The sequence below is a fragment of the Zavarzinia compransoris genome (assembly GCF_003173055.1).
Lineage (GTDB): Bacteria > Pseudomonadota > Alphaproteobacteria > Zavarziniales > Zavarziniaceae > Zavarzinia > Zavarzinia compransoris.
Genome location: NZ_QGLF01000003.1, coordinates 635,011 through 653,680, shown reverse-complemented (window position 1 = coordinate 653,680; position 18,670 = coordinate 635,011). Strand labels below are relative to the sequence as shown.

Below are 18,670 nucleotides of genomic sequence, written 5' to 3'. Positions count from 1 at the left end.
GATGGAAGCGGGCCTTATAGCGGAGAGTCGGGGGGTGCGCAAGCCATAGGCCCGCGCCCCCGCCGGAAGGGCGGTCTCAGAGGTCGAGAACCACCGCATCCGCCCCGGTGCCGCGCGAAACGCAGGGGATGAACTGGCCCTCCGCCCGTTCGGCCGCCGTCAGCACCATGTCCCGGTGCTCGACCGTGCCTGAGACGAGGCGGCAGCGGCAGGTGCCGCAGATGCCGCGCCGGCACAGCGTATCGACCGGCAGCCGCGCCTTGTCCAGCACATCGGTGATGGCGGTGCCGGCCGGGATCTCGAAGCGGCGGCCGCTCCGCGCGAGAGCCAGGGTGAAGGCCCGGCCCGGGCCGGCATCCGCGGCGAAACTTTCCGTCGCCACCCCGTCCTCGGGCCAGCCGAGGCGGGCCGCCGCCGCCTTCACCCGCGCCATGAAGCCCTGAGGGCCGCAGAGATAGAGCCGGTCGCCCGCCACCCGGGGCCCGAGGGCGGCCATGATCTCCGCATCGCTGAAGCCCTGGCCGTGGTCCTGATGCGCGGTCACCCGGCCGGCGAAGGGGAAGCGGCTGAAATCGCCGCCGAAGGGCATATGGGCCCGGTCGCGGGCGAAGACATGCAGGGCCAGGTCGCGCCCCGCCGCCGCATGGGCCATGGAGAGGAGCGGGGTGAGCCCGATCCCGCCCGCGACCAGCACCAGCCGCGTGCCCCCCGGCGCCAGGGCGAAATTGTTGCGCGGTCGGCCGACGGTGACTTCGGCCCCCTCCGTCCATTGCTGGTGCAGGGCGATGGAGCCGCCGCGCCCGCCGCCGTCGCGCTTCACCGCGATGCGCCAGGGCCCGGCGGCGCCCGGCCGCCCGATCAGCGAATATTGCCGGACCAGCGAAGGCCCCAGCCGGACATCGATATGGGCGCCCGCCTCGAAGGGCGGCAGGGCGCCGCCGTCCGGCGCCACCAGGGTGAACAGGCGGATGTCGGCGGCGATGTCCTCGACCGCCGCGACCTTCGCTTCGAGCCAATGCGATTCGACGCCGGGCAGCCGGTCGTAGCGGCCGTCGAACAGGCTGCGGAAATGGACGTTCCGCGGCCTCAGCAGGGCTTCCGCCGCGCGCCAGCCCGCCTCCAGCCGGTAGAACGGCAATTGCGGATAAAGGTGATGGATGAGGTGGGCGCTCTGCCCCAGCATGAAGGACAGGACCAGGGGATTGCGGTCCAGCATCACCGTGGCATGGATCGGCCGCGCGTCCTGCTCCACCCCCGGCGGGTGCTGGATATGGGCGAAGAGATAGGTGAGGATCGTCAGCCCCAGGCGCTGGGGCAGCAGCCAGACCAGGAACCATTCCCCCCCCCAGGGCGAGGCGATCCAGGCCGCATGCCAAAGCACGTAAAGCGTGAAGCCGAACAGGAAGCGGGCGTTCTGCACCGCGGTCCAGCGCCGGATGCGCTTCATGTACCAGAAGAACCAGACCACATCGATGAACATCATCTGCGGCAGGGAGCCGGGCAGCGGGCGGACCAGGATATCGTCCGGGTCTTCCGTGTGATGGCCCGTGTTCTTATGGTGTTCGAGATGGAGGTGGCGATAGACCGCGACCTCCAGCCCCGGCAGCAGGATCTGCCCGCCGATCGTGCCGATGATATCGTTCACCAGGGGGCTGCGCGAAATGGCCCGGTGGGTGCCGTCGTGCAGCACGGTGAAGGAGGCATAGACGATGATCGCGCTGACCGGCACCCCGACATAGGGCGACAGCTGGCCCGTCACCATGCCCCAGGCCGACAGCGCGAACCCCAGCAGGCAGGCCAGGGTCAGGCCGATCGTCGGCACCGGAAACAGGGGCAGGCGGTGCAGGTCCTGCAAACGCTCCGTGGCGCGGGCCCGCGCAACGAGGCCCCAATCGGCCGTAGCCTGGTGTTCCATAGAAGCTCCTCCGCTTTTCCGGCCAAGGTGCGGGCGACGCCCGCCGGCTTCCACCCCCCCGTTCGAGTTGCTTGACGGCGGGCCCCGCCTCGCTGTTCTGTCAGGGAAAAAGAGGGAGGCTTTCCACCATGGAATTCGACTATGTCATCGTCGGCGGCGGCTCGGCCGGCTGCGTGCTGGCCAACCGGCTGTCGGCGGACGGCCGCAGCAAGGTCTGCCTGATCGAGGCCGGCACCGCGAAATCCTCCCCCCTGGTGCGCTGGCCCGGCATGTTCGGCATGAACATGCTGACCCACAAGTATAATTGGGCGTTCAATTCGACCCCCAACCCGGCGACCGGCGGGCGCCAGCACTTCCTGCCCCGGGGCAAGGGCCTGGGCGGCTCGTCCGCCATCAACGCCATGGTCTATATCCGGGGCGATGCCTCGGATTACGACACTTGGGCGCAGGGCGGCAACCGGGGCTGGGCCTATGACGATGTCCTGCCCTATTTCCGCAAGGCCGAGGACAATGCCCGCGGCGCCGACGATTTCCACGGCAGCGGCGGCCCCCTGCATGTCTCGGACACGCATTACGGCTATGTCCCCAACCTGAAGTTCATCGATGCGGCGGCCGAGGCCGGCTTCCCCCGCAACCCGGATTTCAACGGCGGGCAGTTCGAAGGCGTCGGCCTCTATCAGTTCACCATCAAGGACGGGCGGCGCTGGGGCGTGCGCCAGGCCTATCTCGAACCCGCGCAGGGCCGCGCCAACCTGACCGTGCTGACCGATGCCCGGGTCCTGAAACTGGCCATGGACGGCCGCCGCGCCACCGGCGTCGTCATCGACCGCCATGGCGAGCGCGAGACCGTGAAGGCCGGGCGCGAGGTGATCATGGCCGCCGGCAGCTTCGGCACGCCGCAGGTCCTGCTGCTGTCCGGCATCGGCCCGGCGGCCGAGCTGCGGGCCAAGGGCATCGGCGTCGTCCACGACTTGCCGGGGGTCGGGCGCAACCTGCAGGAACATCCGGACGTCGCCACCGTCTACAGTTCGAAGAAGCGGGACGGCTTCGTCATGAACGGGGCGGGCCTTGCCCGCATGGCCGGCGCCGGCCTGTCCTACGCGCTCGGCCGGCGCGACAACATGCTCGGCCGCTCGGTGACCCAGGCCGGCGGCTTCATCAAGTCCGACCCCACGGTCGAGGTCCCTGACCTCCAGCTCCATTTCGTGCCGCTGATCTTCGTCGACCATGGCCGCGACACCAAGGCCATGGGCAAGCACGGCATGTCGCTGCACGCCTGCTTCCTGCGCCCCTACAGCCGGGGCAGCGTGACCCTGGCCTCGCCCGATCCCTTCGACGATCCGGCGATCGACATCGGCCTGCTGTCCGACCCGCGCGACGTCGAGCGCCTGGTGAAGGGCATCGGCCTGTGCCGGCGGATCATGGCCCAGCCGGCCCTGGCCGCCCATGTCGACAAGGAACTGATCCCCGGCGTCGAGGTGCGCAGCGAGGCCGAGATCGAGGCGGCCGTGCGCCAGCATTGCGAACACGTCTACCACCCGGTCGGCACCGCCAAGATGGGCCGCGATCCCCTGGCCGTGGTCGGCGACGACCTGAAGGTCCACGGCATCGCCGGGCTGCGCATCGTCGATGCCTCGATCATGCCGACACTGGTTTCGGGCAATACCAATGCGCCCACCATCATGATCGCGGAAAAGGCCGCGGACATGATCCTCGGCCGCGCCGCCCTGCCGCGCGAAGAAACCCGCAACGTCGCCTGACGGCAAGAAAAAGGGGCGGGCCGCACCACCGCGGCCCGCCCCCTTTCCGTCGCCGCTCAGTGCTGGGCGGCGGGCAGGTGCACGGTCATGCCGTTCAGGCAGGGGGAAACCCTGATCTGGCAGGCAAGGCGCGATCCCGCCGTCGGGTCGGGCGCGAATTCCAGCAGCGAGGCTTCCATTTCGCTTTGCGCCGGCAGGCGTTCCAGCCAGGCCGGCTCGACATGGACGTGGCAGGTGGCGCAGGCGCAGGCGCCGCCGCAATCGGCGTCGATGCCCGGCACCATGTTGGCGACCGCCCCTTCCATCAGGCTGTGGCCCTCGGCGATGTCGACCTCGTGGCGCGTGCCGTCGTGTTCGATGAAGATGATCAGGCTCATGGTCCAAAACCTCAGGCGGGGATGCGCACCGGCATGCTTTCGTAACCCTTGACGAAGCAGGAATAGACGCGCTTCGGCTCGGCCATGACCTCGATCGGCTTGTCGGGCCAGCGCTTCAGGATTTCCTCCCAGACGATCTTCAGCTGCAATTCGCCCAGCCGGTTGCCGACGCAGCGGTGGATGCCGAAGCCGAACGACAGGTGCTGGCGCGGGCGGGCGCGGTCGATGATGAAGTCATCCGGCCGTTCGATCGCCTCCTCGTCGCGATTGCCCGAGACGTACCACATCACCACCTTGTCGCCGGCGCGGATCGTCTTGCCGCCAAGAACGGTGTCGATCTTCGCGGTGCGCCGCATATGGGCGAGCGGGGTCTGCCAGCGAATGATCTCCGGCACCATGCTGGTGATCAGGGCCGGGTTTTCCCTGAGCTTGCGGTATTGCTCCGGGTTCTCGTTCAGGGCCAGCAGGCCGCCGGTGATCGAATTTCTGGTCGTGTCGTTGCCGCCCACGATCAGCAGCAGCAGGTTGCCCAGGAATTCCTCCGGCGACATCTGACGCATGGCGTCCGAATGCGCCATCATCGAGATCAGGTCGTTGCCCGGCTCCGCGTTCACGCGCTGGTTCCACAGGCGGGTGAAATAGGTGCCGCATTCCATCACCTCGGCCCGCTTCTGTTCGTAGCTGTCGATGATGCCCGAGCCCGGGGTGGCGGTGGCGACGTCGGACCAGCGGGTCAGCAGGCGCCGGTCTTCCCACGGGAAATCGAACAGGGTCGCCAGCATCTGGGTGGTCAGTTCGATCGAGACGCGCTCGACCCAGTTGAAAGTCTCGCCGACCGGCAGGCCGTCCAGGATCTCGCCGACGCGGCTGCGGATCGTGCCTTCCAGCTTCGCCAGGTTTTCGGGCGAGACCACGGGGCTGACCGCTTTCCGCTGTTCGTCGTGCTTCGGCGGGTCCATGGCGATGAACATGGGCAGGCCGTTGCCGCCGTTGCCGTCCTCGATGGTGATGCCGCCGAGATCGGTATCGGACGAGAAGATCTGGTGGCTGGTCTCCACCTGCATGATGTCCTTGTATTTGGTCACCGACCAATAGGGACCGAACATGCCGTTGGCGCACCAATGCACCGGGTCTTCCTTGCGCAGGCGCTCGAAGAACGGCCAGAAGGTATTGTCGCGGAACCGCGCCGGATCCGAGACGTCGATCTCCGCGAGGGGCATGGACCAGGCGTCGGCAACACCGGCATCCAGCTTCAAGGCTGCTTCATTCATGTCTCACTCCCTGTAGCCCAGGCGGGCGAGGATTGTTGTCGTCTTGGCGGGCGCGCCCGCTGTCGCATCGAGGACCGGGCCGAGGCGCGGACCTGATCGCCTGCCACCTTCCGCCATGCCCGTCTCCCTGCCCTCCCCCTCGTTCGTGGGGATCCCGCAGGGCGCGCCGGGACGGATGCGATTGATGCCAATTCGGGGGAAATGGAACATACGCCACCTCCTATGGGGGGGCGCCCGCCTCCGCCAATCGAGCGCAGGCTCTGGCCACGGCACGACAACGCAGCAGACGTTACGGCCAGGACAAGGACGCCGGAGCAACCGGCACCGGAGGGAGGAAAGATGACGCGAGAATTCGCGCGCAGGGACGTTTTACCCGTCCGCCATCACGCCATGCCAGGGGCCGCGGGCCCGGCGATCCACCGCTAATCCGTTCCGCCACTCTTCAGGGGCTCGTGGACCAGTGCAAAACTTCAGCTATCGCCTGTCGCACGCGATCATGACCAACAGGACGCTTTCGATCCTGGTCATCGCGCTCATCACCGTCTTCTTCGGCTGGGGCTGCCGCAACGTCGAACTGCGGACGATCTTCTCGGACCTGTTGCCGGCGGATCATCCTTACGTCGAGACGTTCAAGGACCATCCGAACTTCGGCAATCCGCTGACCGTCACCATCATGGTCAAGCGCACCGATGGCGACATCTACAACCTCGAGACCCTGCAGAAGGTCTGGAACCTGACCCGCGAGGTCGACCTCGCGCCGGCCGTCGACCACGACCAGGTGATCTCGATCTCGACCGAGAAGGTCCGCTATGCCGAGGCGACGCCGACCGGCATCGACACCCAGCCGGTCATGGGCGACACCATCCCCTCGACCCAGGCCGATCTCGAGGAATTCAAGCGCCGCGTCGACATGGCGCCGCTGGCGCGCCGCTTCTATATCTCGGAAGACGGCACCGCGACCTTGATCACCGCGACCTTCATCGAACGCCTGCTCGACTACGGCGAGACCTTCGAATACCTGCAGAAGGTGGTCGAGGAAGCCCGCGACGACAAGCACGAGGTCCATATGGCGGGCATGCCGGCCCTGACCGGCTGGGTCTACCGCTACCAGGGACAGATGGTCGGCATCTTCGCCATCACCGGCGCCGCCCTGTTCCTGTGCCTCGCGCTCTATATGCGCAACCTTGCGGGCGTGCTGACGCCGATCGTCACCTCGGCCGTTACGGCGGTCTGGGGCTTCGGCTTCGTCGGCTGGCTCGGCCTCGTGGTCGAACCGCTGATCATGGTGGTGCCGCTACTGCTCGTCGCGCGCTCGTTCAGCCACTGCGTGCAGTTCACCGAGCGCTATTACGAGATCTATCTTCACGTCGGCGACCGGCGGAAGGCGGCGGAGATCGCGCTCTCGGTCATGATGGCGCCCTCCGTGCTCGGCATCTTCACCGATGTCGCGGGCCTCGCGCTCATCGCCATCGCGCCCATCCCGGCCATGGAACGCTTCGCGATCTTCTGCGCCTGGTGGGCGGCCATGATCGTGCCGGCCAACGTATTCTTCTCGCCGCTGGTGCTCTCGCTCCTGCCGCCGCCGAAGAATGTCCGCCAGATCACCGGCGCCGACGGCGACGTCGGCTTCCATGCCGCGATCAAGCGCTTCCTCGGCCATGTCTCGAAGCTCAGCTACGGCCGGCTCGCCCGCGTCACCACCGTCGTCTTCATCGTCATCTCGGCCTATTCGTTCCACCGCTTCTCGCAGATGGAGGTGGGCAACCCGGTCGAGGGCAGCAACATCCTGTGGGAGGACGGCGAGTTCAACAAGGCGGTGGCGGCGATCAACCGCAGCTTCCCGGGCGTGAACACGCTGGAGATCGTGCTCGAGGCGAAGAACCCGATCAACCCGAGCCGGGTGGCGCGCCAGGCCGAGACCATCCTGACCATGGCCCAGATCCAATATGCCCTGGAGCATATGGAGAACCCGCCCCGCGCCACCCTGTCCTTCGCCGACTACCTGCCCGAGGCCAACCGCCTGTTCGCCGGCGGCAATCCGAAATGGGCGCCGCTCGATCCGACCAACGAGGCCATGGGCGCCGCGGTCGGCGCGGTGATGTTCGGCACCAGCCCCAAGGCCTTCCTGCATGTCGCGGATTTCGAGCAGCAGAATGCCACCGTCTCGCTCTGGTACCCGGACAACAAGCAGGAAACGGTCGACCGCGCGCTGACCCAGGCCCGCAAGGCGGTGGAACTGGTCGGCGCCGAGCATGCGGAGTTCAACATCCGCCTCGCCACCGGCACGATCCCCCTGCAGCAGTCGATCAACGACACGGTCGCCCATTACGAGACGATCATCCTGGCCGCCCTCAACCTCTGCATCCTGATCGGCTGCGCCTATGCCTACCGTTCGGTCGTGGCCGGCTTCTTCCTGCTCATCCCGGTCAATCTCGCCAATATCTACCTGGGCGCGGCGATGACGGAGATGGGCATCGGCCTCGACGTCAACACCCTGCCGATCGCGGCGATCGGCATCGGCGTCGGCATCGACTACGGCATCTACCTGCTGTCGCGCATCTGCGAGGAATACCAGGCGACCAAGCGCTACGACACGGCGATCCGCGCCGCCGTGATGACCACCGGCAAGGCGATCATGTTCACCGCCACCATCGTCGCCGCCGGCCTGATCCCCTGGACCTTCATGTCGGACCTGAAGTTCCTGGCCGACATGGGCCGCCTGCTCCTGATGGTCATGACCATCAACATGGTCCTCGCCATCGTGGCGCTGCCCCTGCTGGTCTGGCTGTTCAAGCCGCGCTTCGTAACCCGTGACGACCTGCTGGTCGGTGAATCCATCGACCTCAGCCAGTACACCGAGGGCCGCAACCTCGACCAGCCCGCCTTCGCCAAGTGATCCACCCCAAAAGCAGAAAATCCACCCCGGGAGGATGAGAGAAATGCATATCACCAAGTTCGACAAAGGTTACAGCCGCCGCCAGTTCCTGACCAAGTCGGCCCAGGCCGGGCTTTCGCTCGGCATGCTGACGTCGCTCTGGCCCGAGATCGCCCGTTCCGGCGATATCACCAAGGTCTATCCGGAAGAGCTTCTGTCGATCGACGCCTACACCAAGGGCAAGATCAAGACCGGCGACATCGTCGACGCGAACAATGTCGACATCGTCAAGGACCTGCTCGATCCCATCGCCTACAAGCAGGTGAAGGAAATGGGGCGGAAGATCCGGATCGTGAAGACCACGACCGACATCACCCGCATGTTCCCGCACAAGTACCTGGAAGCCACCCTCAGCAACAAGGGCAAGGCCAAGCTCGACAGCACCGGCAACGTGGTGATCGAGAACGGCGATCCCTGGATCGGCGGCAATCCCTTCCCCGACGCCAAGACCGGCGTCGAGGCCTTCGCCAATATCACCCTGTCGTGGGGCCGCCACGACCAGACCCTCTATACCGTCAAGGACTGGGACATCTCGCCGAGCGGCACGGTCTCCTACCAGTATGACTTCTGCTGGTGCGAACAGAACACCACCGGTCTCCTGAACAGCCCGGACGGCCCCTATTGGAAGGGCAAGAAGGACCGCGCCCGCTTCCAGTCGGTGTGGTTCGTCTCGCCGAACGACGTGCGCGGCACCTCGTTCCTCAACGAATGGTACTACGACCAGACCCAGTTCCCGGACCTGTTCGGTTACCTGCCCGCCTTCAAGCGCGAGCGCCGCTTCCCCACCAACCAGCGCTTCGAGCCGCTGGTGCCCGGCATCACCATCTTCCTGTCGGATGCCTGGGCGGCCGGCGACCCCATGCTGACCTGGGGCAACTACAAGGTGATCGAGACCAAGCCGCACCTGGGCGCGGTGTCGGAAAACTGGGCGGGCGACGACCCGAACTGGGAAAAGCCGGCCCACGGCGGTCCCAAGGACCAGACCTTCTGGCTGTCCAACATGGAACTCTGCCCCGAGGTGCTGGTGGTCGAATGCGAACCGACCGGTTACCCGCGGGCCCCGGTCGGCAAGAAGCGGGTCTATATCGATACCCGCAACATGATGTTCATCGCCTATCTGACCTACGACCGCCGCGGCGAGATGTGGAAGTCGTTCGAGCCGGCCTTCAGCCTCTACGACACCGGCAAGAACAAGGTGATGGACGGCGACCACGTGCATTGGTCGTGGGGCCATTTCACCTGCCACGACATCCAGGCCAACCGCATGAGCCGGGCCCTGAAGGCCAAGGAAATCACCGGCGGCTACAAGTCGGGCTTCAACCAGGGCGACGGCATTCACGACCAGTTCCTGACCATCCAGGCCATCCGGCGCCTCGGCGCCTGAACCGTGACGAACCGGGGCCGGCGCGTGCGATCGCCGGCCCCCAAAGGGAAAGACAGGGGTTAAGGGAATGGGAACCAGGATCGGAGCCATGCGCGGCCTCTCGGGCCTGATCGCCGGCGCGCTGGCGCTGGCGGCGGGCGCGGCCACGGCCGGCGCGGGCGCGCAACTCGACACCATGCGCCAGGGCACGGCCCATGAGGCGATCTATTGCATCGCCGGCAGCGGCAACGACCGGCTGGCCGCCGGCGTGCCCAATCTGCTCTTCACCAGCGGCGACGCCGGCGCGACCTGGCAGCGCGTGACCGAGATCAGCAGCCCGAGCGCCTATCTCGGCTGCGTGATGACCGGCGACACCGCCCTCATCGTCGGCCAGCAGGGCGTGGTGCTGCGCCGCGACGCCAAGGGCTGGGCCAAGATCGACGCCGGGACCGACGCCCGCCTGTTCGCGGTCGACGCCAATGCGGCCGGGCGCGCGGTCGCGGTCGGCGCCTTCGGCACCATCCTCACCTCCGCCGATGCCGGGCGGACCTGGCAGAAGATCGCCTTCGACTGGAACCGCACCAACGACCAGGGCTTCGAGCCCCATCTCTACGGCGCCAGCATCGAGAGCGACGGCGCGATCACCGTGGTCGGCGAATTCGAGCTGATCCTGCGCTCGACCGATCACGGCGCCAGCTGGGACATCGTGCACCAGGGCACGGCCTCGCTCTTCGACCTGAAGGTCGAGGACAGCGGCATCGGCTATGCCGTGGGCCAGAACGGCAAGGTGCTGCGCAGCCGCGACCACGGCAAGACCTGGGCAACGGTCGAGACCGGGGTCACGGCCAACCTGCTCGGCATCGCGCGGGCCGAGGACGGCAAGACCCTGGTCACCGGGCTGCGCACCATGCTGGTGGTCGCCGACGGGGCCGCCGGCGCAACCCCGCTGGTCACGGGCGATATCGCCACGACCTGGTATCAGCCGGCATCGCCGGCGCGGGGCGGCGGCTGGCTCGTCGGCGGTCACACCGGCCGCATCGCCCGCGTCAGCCAGAACTGAACGACAAGAAAAAGGGGGAGACATGTCGAGGACAAGGAAGAACCGGTCTGCCGCGACGCTGATCGCCGGCAGCGTCGCGGGCGGGGCCCTGCTCGGGCTGGTGATGCCGGTATTGGCGATCGATTTCTCCATCTCGGGCTTCATCCGCCACGAGATGGCCTTCAAGCTGAGCGACCGGGAGAACCAGGCCAACAACCACGGCAATCCGTTCAACGGCCAGGACGTGCCGCTGGAGCCGCTCGGCCTCGACCTGTCGACCGTGACCGGGGTCAACAACCTGCTGTCCGGCCTCGGCCTGCCGACCCTGACCAACATCACCCAGCCGCTGTTCGGTTCGGCCGCGACCCTGCCGCCGACCGGCCGGCGCAACGGGCGCACCGCCGACAACGACTTCAACCTGTTCGCCACCAGGGTCGAGGTGAACATGGCGGCGGCGATCGACGCCAACTGGAGCGCCCGCCTGACCGTCCGCGGCTACTACGACTGGAACACCTACGACGACAACGGCCCGACCAATTTCTTCGACACCCAGTTCCGCGAGGGCGGCGGCGGCACGCCGCTCGAATATGCCGGCAAGGATTTCATGGTCGACCTGCCGGTCGCGACCATCGAATATACCAACGGCCCCCTGTTCGTGCGCGCCGGCAACCAGCAGATCGCCTGGGGCGAGGCGATCTTCTTCCGCGTGATGGACGTGCCCGCCGGCCTCGACTACCGCCGCCACCTGATCTTCGAGCCGGCGATCGAGGAATACGGCGACAAGCGCGTGCCCGGCCTCGGCATCCGCGCCTCCTACCAGATCAATTCGGAATGGGAGATCGAGGGCTTCGTGCAGAAGTTCGAGCCGACGATCTATCCCAATCCCTCCACCCCCTACAATGTCGTGCCCGACCAGTTCACCGTGCACGAACGCTACAAGGGCTATGCCGACGACCTGTGGAATGTCGGCGGTCGCATCCGTGCCCAATTGGGCAACCTCGGCCTGCAATTCATCGCCGTCTCGCGCCACAATCCCCACGGCGTCTACCGCTGGACCAAATCGGGCGTGAACAAGGACCTGCCGGTGCTGCCCGGCTCCGGCAACCAGTTGCAGAACACCGCCTTCGAGGTCGATCAGGACAACGGCGTGAAGAGCCAGGAGGAATGGTACTGGTACGCCAACAGCATCCGCCTCGACGGGACGCAGGGGCTGAATGCCGCGGTCGACGATTTCCAGCCGGCGACCGGCGCGCTGACCGCCTACAACGTCGGCCAGAGCGATGCCCTGGCGCGGGGGGAACTGGACACGTTCTTCTGGCTGTCGGGCGGCCTGCGCGGCCATATCGAACGCCTCTTCCCCTATGAGAATGTGTTCGGCGCCAGCGTGAACTACGTCTTCGACGGCGAACCCGGCTCGTTCCTCGAACAATTGATCGCCCGCGTCGAGGTGACCTATACCCCGGAGCGGACCTTCACCAACCCGACCCTTGGCCAGGAATTCATCAAGGAAGACCAATGGGCCATGGCCGCGGTGTTCGAGAAATGGCACCGCTGGAGCGAGGATTTCCCCGCCGCCTATCTCGTGCTCCAGTTCATGTACAAGAACGGCAGCGATATCTTCGACGTCGGCACGCGGCATCTGTCGGGTTATAATTCGACCGCCACGACGACGCCGACCGGCGTCGACTATTCGGCCGCCTTCGCCTTCGCCGGCTTCCAGCCCTCGCCCTCGCTCGAATGGAAATTCGAATGGGCCGTGCTCTACGAGGTCGACGGCGGCTGGTTCTTCCAGCCGGGGCTGCGCTGGAAGCCGAACGACAAGTGGGAAGCCAATATCTACGCCAACATCATCGTCGCCGAGGAAGACGGCCGCTCCGCCATTCGCGTCGTCGACTATCTCGACGAGGTGGCGCTGCGCGTGACCTATCAGTTCTAGAATCGATCCCCCGGCCCCCCAGCCGGCACTCGGGGAGGAGGCCTGAAAAACCAAGACCTCCTCCCCGCTTTTTTGCACAATGGGGAAAATACCAATACGAATGAAGAAAACACCGGCACCAAGGCCGGAAACCAAATGGGGGAAACGGATGGGGACGAAATCGCCGCCATCACTGGTGAGGACCGCCAAGGCCCGGCCGACGCCGCTGCGCCAATGGACCGTCCGCCGCGACAACCTGCTGGCGCGGCTCGCGTCCGAGGCGGCGGAAATGCAGACGATCGTCATCGAGGCGCCGCCCGGCTACGGCAAGTCGACCATGATGCGCCAATGGCTGGAATTGCGCGCCGAACAGGGCTGGCGCACCGCCTGGCTGTCGCTCGACACCCTGGACGACGAGCCGGCGCGCTTCGCCTCCCTGCTCATCGGCATCTTCCCGGGCCTGTGCCGCGAGCCGGTCTTGATCGGCGCCGGCGAACTCCTCGAAATCGAGGCGGTCATCGACCGCCTGCTGACCCATGATTTCTCGGACCGGCCGGCCGTCCTCTTCATCGACGATTTCCACGTCATCGCCGATGCCGCCATTCACCGGGCCATCGGTCGCCTGGCCGCCGCGGCGCCGGAAGGCTTCCAACTGGTCCTGAGCAGCCGCATCGCCCTGCCCGTCGCCCTGGCCAAGGCCCGGCTGGCGGGCCATGTCATCGTGCTGCGGGAAACCGATCTCGCCCTCGATGCCGAGGAAACCCGCCACCTGCTGCATAATATCTGCGGCCGCGACGTCGATGCGGCCCAGGCCGAGCGGCTGCGCCGGCGGGCCGGCGGCTGGGCCGCCATGCTGCAGATGGCCGGGCTCGCGCTTGGCGCCAGCGCCAGCCCGGCCCGTTTCGTCGAGGAATTCTCCGGCACGGATGTCGAGGTTTCGCGCTATCTCTGCGAGGTCACCCTCGACCTGCAACGGCCGGAGGTGCGGCGCCTGCTGCTCGCCTCCTCCCCCCTCGACCTGTTCTCGCCCGATCTCTGCGCCGCCCTGACCGGCCTCGACAATGCCCGGGCCCTGCTTGCCGAGATCGAGGACCGCCACCTCCTGCTGATCCCGCTCGACCGCCAGCGGCGCTGGTTCAAGTATCATGCCCTGTTCCGCGAATTCCTCGAATCGCGGCTGGAAGTCGATTACCCGGGCGAGAAGCGGCGGCTGCTGGCGGCGGCGGCGTCCTGGTTCCATCAGGCCGGCGAGGTCGAGCTTGCGGTCGAACACGCGCTCCGCGCCGGCGACCACGAGCGGGCGGCCGCCTTCGCCTCGGACCGGGTGACCGACATCGCCCTCAGCCGCGGCGAACATGCGACGGTGCAGCGCTGGATCAGCAACCTGCCGGGGGAGATCATCGACCGCTATCCCTCGCTGAAGATCGGGCTGGCCTGGGCCCTGACCTTCCGCCAGCGCCATGCCGAGGCCGGCCGCCTGCTCGACAGTGTCGAGACCGATATCAACGCCGCCCTCAACCTCGACAAGATCACCGAGGCCCAGGCCGCCGAAACCCTGGCCACCTGCGACATGATCCGGGCGATCGCCGCCACCGCCTCGGACCGGCACATGGTCTCGGGCAAGCTGTTCCGCGCCTTCGACCGCAAATGGGGCAACAGCGGCCTGATCGAGAAAGGCTCGGTCATCATCGCCAGCGCCTATTCCGCCCTGGTGCTGGGCCGCCCGCGGGAAGCGCGGCGGCTGTCGGAACAGGCGGGCGAGATCGTCGGCCTGTCCAAGTCGCCCTATGCCTTCGGCTGGAACTGCATCGTCCAGGCCCGCCTCGCCCTGTTCGAGGGGCGGCTGAACGATGTCACCGCCCTGTCCTGCGCCCAGCTCGACGCCGGCGAGGCGGCGGTGCGGCCCCATGGCTTCGTCGGCAGCCTCCTGTCCATCTGCCTGGCCGAAGCCCATTACGAGGCGAACCGGCTGGAAGAGGCGCGCCAGGCGATCAACGATGCCGGCGAATCCGCCCTTGGCCATGTCACGGTCGAACTGGGCGAATCGGCGACCCGCGTGCTGGCGCGCCTGGCCCTTGCCGCCGGCCGCAACGACGAGGCGGTCGCCGTGCTGCGCCGTTCGATCGGCCTTGCCCAGCAGGCGGGGCTGCCGCGCCTGGCCGATCTTCTCGGCGGCGAACTGGCGACCTGCCTCATCCGCCTCGGCCGTCTCGACCTCGCCTTCCAGGTCGATCAGGAAATGGGCCTGTCCCTGCCGACCACCGAGGAATTCGCCCCCTCGATGGACATGCGCCAATTGACCCAGGCGCGGCTGGCGCTGGCCCGGGGCGATGCGGCCCGGGCCATGCGGCTGGTCGGCACCCTGCTGAACCGGGTGCGTTCCACCGGCTGGGTGCGGCTGGAAATCTCCGCGCTCTGCCTTGCCGCCGCCGCCCAAGGCCAGCAGGGCGACCCGGCGGAGAGCCGGCGCCTCGCCACCCAGGCCCGGCTGACCGCGGCCCAGGCCGGGCTGCGCCGTTCGGTGATCGACGAGGATTACCTTCTCGTCCCCACCGCCGCCGCCCTGCCGGAACCGGACTTCGCCCTGCCCGAAGGGGCGGCGCCGGGGCTCCACGGCCTTTCCCACCGCGAGGGCCATGTGCTCAGCCTGATTTCCCAGGGCCTGACCAACCGCGACATCGCCACGGCGCTGGTCCTGTCCGAGGAAACGGTGAAATGGCACATGCGCAATATCACCAAGAAGCTGAACGCGCGGAACCGCACCCATGCCGTCCAGATCGCCCGCCAGTCCGGGCTGCTGCACTGAAGCCCGCGGTCAGGCCGCGGCGACATAGTCCGCGGTCGAGACCAGGCTGGCATAGGCAAAGCCCAGCGCCGACATGAAGGCGGCATGGGCGCTGGCCGCCGGCACCACCGTGCCCGCGAAATCGAGGTCGCGGGTGGCGCAGGCGTCGTGGACCACGGTGACCTTATAGCCGAAGTCGGCGGCGGCCCGGGTCGCGGCATCGATGCACATGTGGCTCATGGCGCCGATGACGGTGACATCCTCGACCCCGGCCGCATCCAGCACGTCCTTCAGGTTGGTGCCCTGGAAGGAATTCACCGCGTGCTTCACGATCACCGTGTCGTCGGCGCGGACGCCCACCACCGGGTGCAGTTTCGCCCCTTCGGTGCCGGGGGCGAAGAAGGGGGCGTCCGCGCTCGGGAATTCATGGGCGATGAAGATCACCTTGTCGCCGGCGGCGCGGGCGGCGGCGATCACGGCGGCGGCATTCGCACCCGCCTGGTCCATGCCGTCCAGCGTCCAGCGGCCGCCGGGGAAATAATCGTTCTGGATGTCGACGACGATCAGCGCACGCTTGCTCATGGTTTCCGCTCCCACCTTCAGTACTTCAGTTCAATGGACGGCGCTCCCCGCCGCCGGTGACAGTGATAGCGGTTTCGGGCCAGGATGCGGATTGGCGGAACTGACATTCTTCGGGGCAAAACCGACAAATGACCCTGGATCCATCGGCCGGTGCCGGCCTGCTGCTTTACCCCGGCGCCCAGGCGGCGGCGGTGCACGGCCTGAGCGACCTTCTTTCCGTCGCCGGGCGGCTGGCGGGCACGGTGCTGCGGGTCAGCCACTGGCAGCCGGCGGGGGACCGGCTGGTCCCGGTCTTCGACAGCGCCGGCAACGGCCTGATGCCCGCGGTCGTCGTCCTGCCGCCGAGCCTGGGCGAGCCGCCGGGCAGCACGCCGGCGATCACCGGCTGGCTGCACGACCGCCAGGCGGCGGGCACCGTTCTCTGCTCGGTCTGCGCCGGCGCCTTCCTGCTGGCCGATGCCGGGCTGCTGGCCGGCCGGCCCGCCACCACCCATTGGAGCTATGCCGAGACCCTGGCGAGCCGTCACCCGGGGGTGAAGGTCGATGCCGACCGGCTGATCATCGACGACGGCGACATCATCACCGCGGGCGGCGTCATGGCCTGGACCGACCTCGGCCTGATCCTGGTCGAGCGCTTCTTCGGCCCGGCCCTGATGATGGCGACGGCCCGCTTCTTCCTGCTCGATCCGCCGGGGCGGGAACAGCGTTTCTATGCCCGCTTCCAGCCGAAGACCGACCATGGCGACAGCGCCATCCTGAAGGTGCAGCAGCGCCTGGCCGCCGCCGGCCCGGCCGCCGACCTCGGCGTCGCCGCCATGGCGGCGGAAGCGGGCCTTGAGGAGCGGACCTTCCTGCGCCGTTTCCGCAAGGCGACGGGACTGCGCCCGACCGAATACTGCCAGCAGCTGCGCCTCGCCGCCGCCCGCGAACGACTGGAAACGACCCGCGACGCCATCGACAGCATCGCCTTTACGGTCGGCTATCAGGACCCCGGCGCCTTCCGCAAACTGTTCCTGAAGCGGGTCGGGCTGTCGCCCGGCGACTACCGGCGGCGCTTCGGCAGCTTGTGACGACGGGCACCGAAGTCAGGTCGCATGCCGTGGGATCAGGCGCCTGCGCTCTCGGTGCTGCCTGATCCCTTCGACCAACTGGGCATAGAGGTGATCGCTGAGAGAGCCGTAGAGAAAGTCCCCCTTGCCCTCCCCACCGATCTTGCGCACCTGCAACGGCCACCAATCGATGTTCATTTCATCGAGAAGAAGCCAGCTTTGCTTGCGCAAGCCAAGGGAACGCCGTTCGGCGGACGGGATTTCCAGCTTTGGCCGGCTCGGGTCGTTCACCGATGAGATCGGCACCCAGAAGGCCTGCTTTTGCGGGCCCTCTTTTTCACGCACCCAGATCAGGCAACAGGGCCGGCTCTTTACCGCATTCCCGCATCCCTTGTCGTACTCATGCGCCCACACGTACTCATATTCGAGTACCATGCCAGGGACGGGAGGCCGGGGCAGCGGCAAGATCAGCGCTGGCGCGCGGCCACATGGTCGAGCATTTCCTGCATGACCGCGTCATCCAGGTCTTCGACCATGATCGAGCGGCGCTCCGGCGAAGCCGCGATCGCCTGCCTGGCCTGAACGGTCCTTTTCGTGATCCATAAGGTGTGCAGGCGAACGGCCTCGCCCGGATGGCTGGCGCCCTGGGTGATATGCAGCCGCCCCTTGCTGGAGGGGGCGGCGCGATGGCCGACGGCTTTGTTCAACATTTCTCCAAAATGGAGCAGCGGGCCAGTTTGTCAATATGAGCGGCGCTCATCGGCGTGATGCTGCCGGGCGGGTCAGAAGCGGCCGGCCTGATAGTCGCGCGCGGCCTGCATCACTTCCTCGCGCGTGTTCATGACGAAGGGCCCGCCCCAGGCGACCGGCTCGTTCAGCGGCCGGCCGGCGATGAGCAGGACGCCCGCCTCCACCGCCCCCGGGTTTTCGAGCGCGACGCGCTCGCCGGCGCCAAGCACCGCGACATTGACCGCGGGCACGGTGGTGCCGTCGCCGATGGCGACCGCACCGTCATAGACGATGGCGAGCACGGTCAGGTCGGCGGGCAGCGCTTCCTCGACCCGGGCGCCGGGCGTCAGGCGGATGTCGAAGAAACGGGCCGCCGTGGCGCCGGAATCGATCGGCCCCGCGGTGCCTTCGCCGGTAACGCCGGCGATCACCTTCAGGCGGGCGCCCGGGCGCGTCTCGACCGGGATGGTGGCGGCGGGGATTTCCTGGTAGCGGGCGGGCACCATCTTGTCCCGGGCCGGCAGGTTGACCCAGAGCTGGAAGCCGCGCATCAAGCCCTGGTCCTGTTCCGGCATTTCGGAATGGACGATGCCGCGCCCGGCCGTCATCCACTGCACGTCGCCGGCGGCGATGATGCCCGCATGGCCCTTGTTGTCGCCATGGCGCATGCGCCCCGCCAGCATATAGGTGACGGTCTCGAAGCCCCTATGCGGATGGTCCGGAAAGCCGCCGATATAGTCGGCCGCCTGTTCGGTATCGAAATGGTCCAGCATCAGGAAGGGATCGGCCAGTTCCACGGTCTCGTGGCCGAGCAGCCGGGTCAGGCGCACGCCGTCGCCGTCGGAAGCCGCCTGGCCGCGCACCAGCCGGCGTAAGGGACGAAAGGTCGGATTGTCGGTGGTCATGGGCATTCTCCTCGATCTTCTGCTGCCATATTGGCACGAGGGGAT

Annotated in this window: 14 protein-coding genes; 7 read left to right on the top strand and 7 right to left on the bottom strand. The window is 67.3% G+C overall.

The features are described 5' to 3' along the window. Window positions 1–76: 76 nt before the first annotated feature. Entirely contained in the window at window positions 77–1,915 is a 1,839-nt protein-coding gene (locus DKG75_RS13765) for a fatty acid desaturase (protein ID WP_109921693.1), read from the bottom strand. A 128-nt stretch (window positions 1,916–2,043) separates the two neighbouring features. Between DKG75_RS13765 and DKG75_RS13760 the strand changes: the two genes are divergently transcribed. After that, window positions 2,044–3,675 (top strand): GMC family oxidoreductase, encoded by a 1,632-nt coding sequence (locus DKG75_RS13760; protein WP_109921692.1) that lies wholly within the window; start codon window positions 2,044–2,046, stop codon window positions 3,673–3,675. 56 nt (window positions 3,676–3,731) lie between these two features. Here DKG75_RS13760 and DKG75_RS13755 read toward each other — a convergent pair whose 3' ends face one another. Continuing rightward, entirely contained in the window at window positions 3,732–4,052 is a 321-nt protein-coding gene (locus DKG75_RS13755) for a 2Fe-2S iron-sulfur cluster-binding protein (RefSeq protein WP_109921691.1), read from the bottom strand. Window positions 4,053–4,063: 11 nt separating this feature from the next. Next, complete coding sequence (locus DKG75_RS13750; RefSeq protein WP_109921690.1) at window positions 4,064–5,323, bottom strand: cytochrome P450; 1,260 nt, start codon at window positions 5,321–5,323, stop codon at window positions 4,064–4,066. A gap of 496 nt (window positions 5,324–5,819) precedes the next feature. Here DKG75_RS13750 and DKG75_RS13745 point away from each other — a divergent pair, with 496 nt between their 5' ends. The 5 genes from DKG75_RS13745 (at window position 5,820) to DKG75_RS13725 (ending at window position 15,381) form a co-directional block, all read left to right on the top strand. Next, a complete protein-coding gene (locus DKG75_RS13745) occupies window positions 5,820–8,219 on the top strand; it encodes an efflux RND transporter permease subunit (RefSeq protein ID WP_208112129.1) in 2,400 nt (799 codons plus the stop codon). Window positions 8,220–8,262: 43 nt separating this feature from the next. Then, complete coding sequence (locus DKG75_RS13740; RefSeq protein WP_109921688.1) at window positions 8,263–9,642, top strand: DUF1329 domain-containing protein; 1,380 nt, start codon at window positions 8,263–8,265, stop codon at window positions 9,640–9,642. A gap of 88 nt (window positions 9,643–9,730) precedes the next feature. Next, complete coding sequence (locus tag DKG75_RS13735) at window positions 9,731–10,681, top strand: WD40/YVTN/BNR-like repeat-containing protein (RefSeq protein WP_166646545.1); 951 nt, start codon at window positions 9,731–9,733, stop codon at window positions 10,679–10,681. A 22-nt stretch (window positions 10,682–10,703) separates the two neighbouring features. Continuing rightward, complete coding sequence (locus DKG75_RS13730) at window positions 10,704–12,596, top strand: DUF1302 family protein (protein ID WP_166646544.1); 1,893 nt, start codon at window positions 10,704–10,706, stop codon at window positions 12,594–12,596. Between the two features lie 148 nt (window positions 12,597–12,744). Beyond that, window positions 12,745–15,381 carry a winged helix-turn-helix domain-containing protein gene (locus tag DKG75_RS13725; protein WP_133637023.1) on the top strand — a complete coding sequence of 879 codons (2,637 nt, stop codon included), beginning with the start codon at window positions 12,745–12,747 and terminating at the stop codon, window positions 15,379–15,381. 9 nt (window positions 15,382–15,390) lie between these two features. On the opposite strand, the gene DKG75_RS13720 is transcribed toward DKG75_RS13725, so the two are convergent. Further along, window positions 15,391–15,942: a cysteine hydrolase family protein gene (locus DKG75_RS13720; RefSeq protein WP_109921684.1), complete on the bottom strand. Its 552-nt coding sequence runs from the start codon at window positions 15,940–15,942 to the stop codon at window positions 15,391–15,393. Window positions 15,943–16,070: 128 nt separating this feature from the next. On the opposite strand from DKG75_RS13720, the gene DKG75_RS13715 reads away from it, so the two are divergent. Beyond that, a complete protein-coding gene (locus DKG75_RS13715; protein WP_109921683.1) occupies window positions 16,071–17,012 on the top strand; it encodes a GlxA family transcriptional regulator in 942 nt (313 codons plus the stop codon). A gap of 15 nt (window positions 17,013–17,027) precedes the next feature. Here DKG75_RS13715 and DKG75_RS13710 read toward each other — a convergent pair whose 3' ends face one another. The 3 genes from DKG75_RS13710 to DKG75_RS13700 form a co-directional block, all read right to left on the bottom strand. Beyond that, window positions 17,028–17,426: a hypothetical protein gene (locus DKG75_RS13710; RefSeq protein WP_109921682.1), complete on the bottom strand. Its 399-nt coding sequence runs from the start codon at window positions 17,424–17,426 to the stop codon at window positions 17,028–17,030. A 32-nt stretch (window positions 17,427–17,458) separates the two neighbouring features. Continuing rightward, on the bottom strand, window positions 17,459–17,698 hold the full coding sequence (locus DKG75_RS13705; RefSeq protein WP_146210378.1) for a hypothetical protein: 240 nt from the start codon (window positions 17,696–17,698) through the stop codon (window positions 17,459–17,461). Between the two features lie 75 nt (window positions 17,699–17,773). Further along, complete coding sequence (locus DKG75_RS13700; RefSeq protein WP_109921680.1) at window positions 17,774–18,625, bottom strand: pirin family protein; 852 nt, start codon at window positions 18,623–18,625, stop codon at window positions 17,774–17,776. Between the last annotated feature and the right edge of the window lie 45 nt (window positions 18,626–18,670).